Source organism: Halococcus salifodinae DSM 8989 (assembly GCF_000336935.1).
GTDB classification, from domain to species: domain Archaea; phylum Halobacteriota; class Halobacteria; order Halobacteriales; family Halococcaceae; genus Halococcus; species Halococcus salifodinae.
On record NZ_AOME01000060.1, the window covers coordinates 1 to 9,685 of the forward strand.

At 60.7% G+C, this 9,685-nt stretch carries 10 protein-coding genes; 8 read left to right on the forward strand and 2 right to left on the reverse strand.

What is annotated here, in order from left to right; translation table 11 throughout:
• Positions 1-1,077: hypothetical protein (locus C450_RS11555; RefSeq protein ID WP_005043607.1), on the forward strand; the 1,077-nt coding region annotated here is incomplete at its 5' end.
• Between the two features lie 73 nt (positions 1,078-1,150).
• Here the strand turns inward: C450_RS11555 and C450_RS11560 are convergent.
• Together C450_RS11560 and C450_RS11565 are read right to left on the reverse strand one after the other, a co-directional pair.
• Positions 1,151-1,477: a DUF5789 family protein gene (locus C450_RS11560; protein WP_005043608.1), complete on the reverse strand. Its 327-nt coding sequence runs from the start codon at positions 1,475-1,477 to the stop codon at positions 1,151-1,153.
• Between the two features lie 125 nt (positions 1,478-1,602).
• On the reverse strand, positions 1,603-3,297 hold the full coding sequence (locus C450_RS11565) for an adenine deaminase C-terminal domain-containing protein (protein ID WP_005043609.1): 1,695 nt from the start codon (positions 3,295-3,297) through the stop codon (positions 1,603-1,605).
• Positions 3,298-3,693: 396 nt separating this feature from the next.
• On the opposite strand from C450_RS11565, the gene C450_RS11570 reads away from it, so the two are divergent.
• The 7 genes from C450_RS11570 to C450_RS11605 all read left to right on the forward strand — a co-directional run bounded on the left by C450_RS11570 (position 3,694) and on the right by C450_RS11605 (position 9,531).
• Positions 3,694-4,323, forward strand: a complete 630-nt coding sequence (locus C450_RS11570) for an ECF transporter S component (RefSeq protein ID WP_005043610.1) — start codon at positions 3,694-3,696, stop codon at positions 4,321-4,323.
• Between the two features lie 66 nt (positions 4,324-4,389).
• The gene (locus tag C450_RS11575; protein WP_005043611.1) at positions 4,390-5,229 is read left to right on the forward strand and encodes an energy-coupling factor transporter transmembrane component T family protein; all 840 of its coding nucleotides are present in this window, start codon (positions 4,390-4,392) and stop codon (positions 5,227-5,229) included.
• A complete protein-coding gene (locus tag C450_RS11580; RefSeq protein WP_206536854.1) occupies positions 5,211-6,950 on the forward strand; it encodes an ABC transporter ATP-binding protein in 1,740 nt (579 codons plus the stop codon). The genes C450_RS11575 and C450_RS11580 overlap by 19 nt, the downstream gene beginning before the upstream one ends.
• 472 nt (positions 6,951-7,422) lie before the next feature.
• Entirely contained in the window at positions 7,423-7,770 is a 348-nt protein-coding gene (locus tag C450_RS11590) for a hypothetical protein (RefSeq protein WP_005043614.1), read from the forward strand.
• Positions 7,763-8,254, forward strand: a complete 492-nt coding sequence (locus tag C450_RS11595; RefSeq protein ID WP_005043615.1) for a type II toxin-antitoxin system VapC family toxin — start codon at positions 7,763-7,765, stop codon at positions 8,252-8,254. Before C450_RS11590 ends, C450_RS11595 begins: the two co-directional genes overlap by 8 nt.
• A gap of 155 nt (positions 8,255-8,409) precedes the next feature.
• Positions 8,410-9,207 carry an HAD-IIA family hydrolase gene (locus tag C450_RS11600; protein WP_005043616.1) on the forward strand — a complete coding sequence of 266 codons (798 nt, stop codon included), beginning with the start codon at positions 8,410-8,412 and terminating at the stop codon, positions 9,205-9,207.
• 72 nt (positions 9,208-9,279) lie between these two features.
• Positions 9,280-9,531 carry an MTH865 family protein gene (locus C450_RS11605; RefSeq protein ID WP_005043617.1) on the forward strand — a complete coding sequence of 84 codons (252 nt, stop codon included), beginning with the start codon at positions 9,280-9,282 and terminating at the stop codon, positions 9,529-9,531.
• Positions 9,532-9,685: the final 154 nt, after the last annotated feature.

Below are 9,685 nucleotides of genomic sequence, written 5' to 3' on the forward strand. Positions count from 1 at the left end.
CAGCCACTCCACAAAGCGCATCATATGACAGATATTCCCACAAGACTTATTATATGTCATTTCCAGAAAGCTTATTACAAAACCTCTAAGATACCTGTGATGTCGATGGGTTCTAATCGAGCGGCCCACGAAACGGAGACGAGTTCACCGAGCAACGACCGTGATACCCATCAGTCAGTAGATGTCACACGGCGCCGATTCATCGCGACGAGCGCGGCCGGGGTGGCTGGCCTTGGAGCGCTTGGGAGTGCGGGTAGTGCGGCAGCCGCCTCGGGCGAACATACGCTCGTTATCGAAGGATTCGACTCACAGACCTCCTACTCGTTCACGGTAGGAAACAATCTTGAAAAGAGCACAGCCGAAGGCGCGACCATCGATGACAATGACGAAATCATCGACCAAAGCGCACATGGGCAGGTCTGGGAAGGGAAAGATGCCTACACGTTCGATGGCCCGTTGTATTCGTTTGACTTCGATCGCTCGGGAGAGATCAATGTTACTCTAGATGGGGAACCGGCACGTGTTGGGAATCGACCGGACCACACGCTGGTCATCGAGGGGTTCGGACCAGTAACTTCGTATTCGTTCTCGACCAGTGGACGGGCCAAACATAGCGACGCCTACGGTGCGACTGTCAACAAAGCCGAGAAGATCAATGACTACGGTGTTACCGGGGCAGTCCAAAACGGGAAGGATGCCTTCACGTACGACGGCGAGTTGCTGTCGTTCGACTTCGACCGAGATGGCGAAGTTCGAGTCACAATCGATGGCAAAGCTGCCCACGTCGGTCAACGTCCGGATAGAACTATCACGGTCGTTGCCAAGGGCAGATATGCGGAATATAGGGTTGGCTTTGAAGGCACCATTCGAGAAGTCATAGATGCTGAGAGCGGCCAAGACGGCATCAATGAGGACAAGTTTGAAGGACTCCCCGATGAGGATGGAGACCAGACATTTGACGGCGCCGTCAGTGGGACTGGGTATGACAGATTCACCATCGATGGAGACGTAACTAACACCGTACATCACAACGACAACGCCCCCGCCATTTACTCCAACTACCGTCAAATCCTGTGACTAAGCGACGGCCGAGTGACGAAATACACACTAACTCGACTGAGAGATTCGGCGATATGACCGAACGCGGGAATTAGATGGACTCCGGTTCCCAGTCGGTTTCTTCCCCGGGCGCAGGAGGGGACCGGTCGGAGTACCCTTTTCGCCCAATCGCTCTGTCATCGACCATGTTCAGTACTGCCTGTCGAGCATCCTCAGCCGAGTCGAACTCCTCCCCTTGAAGCGGTTCGAAGAGATTTTCCAGCGTCTGTGTCCCGTCTGGTAGTTCCACCTCGTAGTCACCGTAGTCCTCGATGAGATCGGTGCTTGTCGCTGGATAGCTATGATTGTCGATTCGGTTGGCCAACGGCCCGAACTCTACCCCCTGCTCCCGCGTCTTGTCGGTATCTCTCTCCCCCATTGGAAGAGTTGTTTCGTTTCTTCACAAAAGATAGTTATGGCTAGTTCCGTTTCGAGAACTGATCGATTTGCTTATTGAATTGCGACCTACGACGATGAACCCGATATTGAGTGGTGAGTTGAGGGTCACTCGGTATCTAGGACAACGTCGACGATCGACCCAGCACGGACGTCCACGAGCCCGCGATCCGTGAGGCGGAGTTCGGGGATCACCTCCAGCGTCAAATTGTCGAGTTCCATCACGCCGTCGGAGAGTGTGAATCCGAGGTCGCGGGCAGCATCGTCGACCATGACAAGTGTTCCCGCGATTTTTGCAGAGGATTTCGACGAGAGCAGCCCTGCGATCGGGAGCTCAAGCGTCGTGATCCCCGCAGTATCGTTCTCGGCGTCTTCGAGGCGTGGATCGTACACGCCGAGGCCACCGCCGATCGTCCGGAGATGATTCGCGAGGTGAGCCATCGCCGTATGGGACGTCCCGACGACGACGAGATTGTGTGCGTCGTGAGCGACCGTGCTCGCGATCGCTCCATGCTGAAGTCCGAACCCGTGGACGAACCCGGTGCCGATCGTGCCATCGTTGCCGTGACGTTCGATCACTGCGGCCGGTAAGAGGTCGGCCTCCATATTCGCTTGAAGTACGCCGTCCACGGCGGGGACGGTACCGATCGTCTCGGCCGTGGTTTGGCCGGTGTGATCGATTGCCCGGACGGTATGGCGTGCCGATGTGGTGGCTGTGTGGGCAAGGTCGTGTGCGACGACGGGCTCGAACTGAACCGTATTGCGCTCAAACAGCACCGGTCGATCGGTCTCGGGAGCCGACACCGGCTCCGGATCCAGTTCACCGTCGATTAGGACATGGGCGACTGCCCAGGTTTCCAGATCGTCGAGCAACACGAGGTCGGCGGGCGCTCCCGGCGCGATTCGACCGAACGGAAGCCCGTATGCATCGGCCGTGTTGACCGTCGCGAGCTGGACGGCGGTGACCGGATCGACGCCAGCGTCGATGACCATTCGGACCGCCTCGTCGATCCCAGCGTGATCCTGAAGGTCGTCGACGTAGAAGTTATCCGTACACAGCGAGAGTCGACGGGTGTCGATTTCGTCGATGAGTGGGAGTAGGGCTCTGAGGTTCGGGCTCGAAGATCCTTCACGGAGATGCAGACGGAGCCCCGCACGGGCCTTCTCGCGGGCCGCCTCCGCGGTGCGGCTCTCGTGGTCGTTGTCGAGAAAGCGTGCCGCCTCCTGGAGGTCCGCGCCACTGATACCCGAGAGATGACCGTCGATCCGCAAGCCAGCGTCGCGGGCGATTCGAATCTTCGCGTGGATTCCGGCCTCTCCTGTGAGCAACGCCTTCGTGTCCATCACCTCCCCGAGCGCGACGACGTTCGGTTCGTTACAGAGCGCCGCCACGTCCTCGGGACCGATCCTTGCGCCCGCAGTCTGGAGGTCGGTCGCCGGTACACAGGACGGCACTGCAAAGCGTGTCTTGATCGATGTCCGATCGTTTTCACGACACAGTGCCCGGACGCCGTTGGCCCCGAGGACGTTCCCGATTTCGTGGGGATCGGCGATGATACTCGTCACGCCCCGAGGCACGACCGCTTCCGCGTACCGCGGCAGAGTGAGCATCGTCGACTCGATATGCATGTGTGCGTTGATCAGCCCGGGTGCGATGTAGTTCGCCTCGAGTTCACGGGCTGCGGGGCGCTCGCCGAACGCGACTACCTCGCCATTATCGATTGCGATGGCCCGGTCTTCGAGAGTGCCGGTGAGCACGTCGACGACGGTTCCGCGGATCAGGGTGTCGACAGGGCTCGTCACGGCAGACGCTCCTGTATTGATCTGCAGCGACTATCGATCCATCCGTGACGGTGGTGTCGTTGGTTCGTGGGGCGATCCAGTGAGCCACGCCGCCGAATCGCCTGATCGGCTCTCATCGTCGGCTCCGATACGGTTCCGTTACCACCGCCATTATCACGACGCTCGGGCAGAACATGCCACTCCTACAGGAGGCCAACTTAAGCCTCTCCTGCCCACCCCGAAACAGGCCGACTTATACAAACGGACAGCAAGAGGACAAGTCATTCAGAGTATAGCATATTTGCACAACAGTTTTACTACCCGGTCCGAAACCACGCACATGATCAACAAGATACAAGCTAGCAGTGAAGAACCGGCTCTGGGCGCCGGGCGAGACAGCGAACAGAATCATCTCGCATGAGCAGCACCGAACAGTCTGACGGCTTCATCGAGAGAATCCAGAACGATTTCTCGACGGAAGCGTGGGTCCTTATCCCCGTCGGGGTCGGTATCAACGTCGTCGTCGGAACGATCGTGCAAACGCTTCGGATCCCCCTCTTTTTGGACACGATCGGGACGATGCTCGTTGCCATTCTCGCGGGACCATGGGTCGCGGTCGTCGCTGGGATCCTCACCAACCTCGTGCTTGGGTTCACGGCCGGCCCACAACTCATTCCTTTCGCACTCGTCAACATCGCCATCGCACTCGTCGTTGGCTATATGGCCAAGCGGGGGTGGTTCCGGATCTCGAACACCATCGGCTACTGGCGGCTGATCGCCGCTGGCGTCATCATCGCACTCGTGGGAACGGCCTTCAGCGCGCCGATCAGCGTGTTCGTCTTCGGGGGCGTCACGCCGGGCGCGCAGGGAGCGGTCACGGCCGCGTTTCTCGCGTCGGGTAACGCGATCTGGACGAGCGTCGTTTCGGCCTCGTTCATCACCGAACCGATCGATAAGATCATTAGTATCACGGTTGCGTACTTCATCGCCCAGTCGGTACCGCTGCGATACCTCCCTCGTCGCGGCATGAACGCACTGAGCGAGTGATCACGCTGAGAGGTCGCGTTCCTACCGAGACGGCGACAGAAATGACCCAACCATACCCACACAAAGATGACTGAGCGTCCTGACCCGGAGGAGCTACTCGAACAGTCCGGCAGTAACGTCGGTGGCGTCGTCGAGTACCACTCCGGCAACAGCCTGCTCCATCGGCTCAACCCCGTCACGAAACTCGTGATTGCGGTCGGTATCGCCATCGCCGTGTTCTTGCTGCCGACGTACCAACTCCCATTCCTGCTTGCAGTGGCGCTTTTACTCGCGAGCCTTGCGGAGGGCGTCTTCCGATCGGTGGCAACGGTCGTGATCGTGATTCTCGTGCCGTTGACTGCATTCTTGTTGCCAGTACAGGCCCTGTTCTATCCCCAGAACCAGACGCCGCTGTATGTCCTCACGAGCGTGCCAGTAGTCGGTCAACTCACGATCTGGCGTGAGGGTGTCGAGTTCGCCCTGTTGATCATCGGCCGGCTAAGTGCGGTCATCATCGCCATGCTCATGATTTTCACCACGACACATCCGAAAAAGCTCACCGACGCACTGATGCAGAAGGGAATGTCGAACAAGCTCGCATACGTGTTCATCGCTGCCCTCCAGTTCATCCCGCAGATGCGCCAGCGCTCGATGCAGATCCTCGACGCCCAGCAGTCACGCGGGCTCGATACGAGCGCGAACCTCCTGCGGCGACTCCGGGCCGTCGTCGAACTCTTGTCGCCGTTGCTGATCAGTACCCTGATATCGACGCGAACACGGGCGTTAGCGCTTGAATCTCGGGGTTTCACCAGCGAAAGCGAGCGAACGTACATCTACACCATCCCGGACACCCGCCTCGATCGCACGCTCCGCTGGGCAACGGCAGTGGGAGTCGTCCTCGTCGCGGCATGGGTGATCGTCCTGTGAGCGTCATCGAGTTCGAGGACGTCGACTTCACGTATCTCACCCAAGCGGACGGCCCGGCTGTCGAGAACTTCTCGCTCACAGTAGAACAGGGTGAGTTCGTCGGCATCGCGGGACCGAGCGACGCGGGGAAGACAACGGTCTGTCGGCTCATCCACAGCTACATTCCGAACTTCTTCGACGGTGAGCTATCGGGACAGGTCACCGTCGACGGAAACGAAATCACCGATACCGAGATCGGCGAGATGGCCGAGACCGTTGGCCTGCTCTTCGAGAACCCCTTCGACCAGCTCACCGGGGCATCGACGACCGTTTTCGAGGAGGTGGCGTTCGGGCTGGAAAACGCCGGCGTACCACGGACAACGCTCATCGACCGCGTCTATGACACCCTCGAAACCGTCGGAATCGGCCATCTCGCGGGACGGAACCCAAACCAGCTCTCAGGTGGACAATCCCAACGACTGGCACTCGCCGCAGTGCTTGCCTTAGAGCCCGATATTCTCGTCCTCGACGAGCCGACCTCCCAGCTTGATCCCGAGGGGACCGAAGAGATCCTTGATCTCATCGCTGCGGCCGAAGAGGAGTATACAGTCGTCCTCGTCAGTCAAGACATCGAACGCATCGCGCCACATCTCGATCGGCTCGTCGTGCTCGAGGACGGACAGGTTCGACACGACGACGACCCCAAACAGGTACTCACGATCGACGGCATCGAACGGCTCGTCTCAGTCCCCGACGTCGTGCGGATCGGTCGTCGCCTCTCGGTGGACCCGCCAGCGGTTCCGTTGACGATCGATGCGGCGGTCGAGACACTTGAAGGACGAATCGAAAACTCAGGAACGGCCACGACCACCGTTGGAACCGACGGGGCCACCGGCATCGATCCCCCTACATCGGACGGGGCCGCAGGCACTGATAATACCAACTCGAGCACCGAACTCGAGCTATCGTCGGTGACGTACCGCTACGACGAAAATATCACGGCTCTCGATGAACTCTCACTCGCCCTCAAGCAGGGCTGTATCTGTGTGATCGGCCAGAACGGGGCGGGAAAATCGACGTTCGCGAAACACCTCAACGGCCTCCTCGAACCGACAGCCGGGAGCGTTCGGGTCCGAGGGACGGACACGACCGAACGAACGGTGGCCGAACTCGCCCGGACCGTCGGGCTGAACTTCCAGAACCCGGACAATCAACTGTTTCACGACACGGTGGCGGCAGAGCTCGCCTACGGTCCGCGAAATCTCGGTTACGAGGAGGACCGAACCGAGCAGCTGATCGAGACAACCATCGATCAGATGGGCCTGGAGCCGGTCCGGGACGCCAACCCCTACGACATCGGGCTGGCCCGCCGCAAGCAGGTCGCCGTTGCTTCGGTCGTCGCGATGGACACGCCAGTGATCGTTCTCGACGAGCCGACCGCTGGGCAGGATCCTCGTGGGATCGATCTTCTGGGCGACCTCGTCGATGAGTTGGTCGCCAGCGGCGTGCTCGTGATCGTCGTCACCCACGACATGACCTTCGTTCGCGATCACGCCGACAGAGCCATCGCGCTCGGACAGGGACGGCGACTCCTCGACGGGCCACCCACAGCCGTCTTCGGGGATCACGAGACGCTTGCCGAGACCGACGTCGCTCCGCCGGCGGTTACCCGTATCGCCAATGACCTGGGTATCCCGGAAACGGTCTTGACAGTCGACGAACTGTTCGAGTACGTGGATTGATAGAAAGCCGACAGATCGCCGATTTCGCGTCACCTCTTGCTGGTGCTCGCGAAGGGATCGCAACGCTTCACGAAGCCGGCCAGAGTGGACCGACGACCGCATCGAGCAGCTCCGCGCTGCCGGTATCGATATCATCGTCGGCTACCCAGCCCGAGGGCTACGCGTGCTTGGCCGGTGATCGGCCATCACTCGTCCAGCGCTGTCAAACAGGGATTATATCCGTCGAGACAGAGTTGATTCGGCCGGAGCGATCCGAACGGCGATCCACAGCACCGCCACCACAGCGAGCAAGTAGAGGCCGAACCCCACGCCCCCGGTCGCGGCGAGGTGCGAGAGGTACGTGTTGTGGATCCCAAAATACGGACGGCGAGCGTGTCGGTTTCGGCCACCTGTCACGGTAGCATTTGGTACGGCCCATCGGCCTGCCACCGTAGCAGGTGGATTTATCAGCGTAGGACACGTAGCGTACTGTATGACTGAGCGTGACGAGTACGGGCGTTACGCACCCGACCACACCGACGGGGATGTGCTTGACGCCGTCCGGAAGCACGATCCGGCAGGAACGAGCGAGGTCGCCGAGCAGCTCGGCATTGCACGCCAGAGCGCCGATCAACGACTCCGAAAGCTTGCCGACACCGGACGGGTCCACCACAAGAAAATCGGCGCTGTCGCGGTGTGGTGGCTCGCCGACGAGAAACGCGGTCCGACTGGTGTTGATCCGGACGATGGGTTCTGGGACGCCGAGCCAGGATCGTCGAGAGAACCAACGGACGCCGCGAAGACTGACGAGTATCTCGCCGACGCGATGGCGAATGAGTAGCGCCGATACTGGCACCGATCCTGCATCCGCAAGCGCCGCGGACATGCGCGCGGACCCGCTGTTCATCGACACTGGAGCGTTCTTCGCGTACTACAACGATCGTGACGAGCACCACGAGACGGCCCGCGCTTTCTTCCATGCGATTCGTACGGGCGACCTGGCCTACTCCCCACTGTACACCACACGCTTCGTGCTCACGGAGCTCGCGACGCTGTTGCTCTACAAGGTCGATCACGCGACCGCCACGCGGGCTCTCGGAGATATCCTCACTGCGGGAAGCTTCAACGTCGTTCGGGCGGATCCGGCGGTGTTCGCGCAGGGGCGCGACGAGTTCGAACGCTACGACGACCACGAGATAACGCTTGTGGATCACCTGACTGGAGTCCTCGCCGACGAGCGTGGTGTCGAGCACATCTTTGCGTTCGACAGTGACTTTCGGACTCTCGGGTTTACTGTCGTTCCCGAGGACACCGGAGAGCGGTGACCACACCACTCCTCTTGCCGATCCGCAACGGAACGACAAGTGTGTGTCTGTGAGTCTAGCCGGAACCACGGCTGCCGCATACTCGAACGCGGGACGAAGACCAGCAATCGAAACAACCGACGGGATTTAGCCCGCCCCGCCCGGAGTACCGTTGAATGGCCACTCGTGGCGCGATCGTCGATCTCGATGGAACGGTCTATCGCGGCGACACACCTCTTGTTGGTGCTCGTGAGGGACTCGAACTGCTTCATGACACCGGCCACGAGGTCTGCTTCGTCTCGAACAACCCGGCGAAATCCCCCACGGAGTTCGCCGCGCGACTCATCGAGATGGACGTGCCAGTCGATGCCGAAGCCGTCGTTTCGGCGGCCAGCGTCACCGCAAGCACGCTCGAACGAACCCACCCCGACGCCGACCTGTTCGTGATCGGCTCGCCCGGACTCCGATCGGTCCTCACCGCGGCGGGCTTTCGGCTGACCGACGATCCGGCGGCGTGTGACGTGCTCGTGGTCTCGTACGATCGCGGGTTCGAGTACGACGACATGACCGACGGACTGCGCGCGATCGAGGCCGGCGCGGCGTTCGTCGGTACCGACCCCGATCGGACGATCCCGACCGGAGACGGCCGCGCAGTACCGGGTTCGGGGGCGATCATCGACGCCATCGCGGGCGTCGTCGATCGTGATCCCGACTGGATCGCGGGCAAACCCGCCGCACGGATGGCCGAGACGGCACTCGATCGACTCGACTCTCCGCCCGGGGAGTGTCTCGTGATCGGCGACCGGCTCGACACCGACATCGCGATGGGCAAACGCCACGGGATGGAGACGGTGCTCGTCCTGACCGGCGTCACCGACCGGGAAACGTTCGCCGCGAGTGACATCACACCAGATCACGTGATCGACGGTCTCGGCGACATCGGGTCGGTGCTCGCCACGATCGACGACAACTGAGACGACAATTCCGGAAAACGGGCCCGAGGTTCCCGAACGTTTTTGGTGTCAGTCGGTGAAGACGAGGGCGCTATGGCAGACGAAGACGAACTCCGCACCCAGATGATGGACGCGTTCGAAGAGGCCGACTACCCGATCTCGAGCCCGATGGATCTCGTGCCGGCACTGCCGAACGGCCCCTCCACCAAGTTCGAGTCCGGCGACTTCTCGATGACCGCGATGGAGCTCAACACCAAACTCGACGGTGGCAACTTCCCCTACGAGAACCCCGAATCCTTCGTCGACGACATCATCGACCAGCTCGAATCCCAGGACGAGCTTTGACATCCTCCCGCGCCTGAAGGGGCGAGATTCCTTCGGTGGGGGGTACGGTTTAACCCGACTCGGCCACGAAGGCAACTTGCGGGTTCGCACGAACCTCGTTGGAACAAGAGTATGGCGACTCTGACCAGTCGTGGTCGTTCCACTTGAGGCGTGC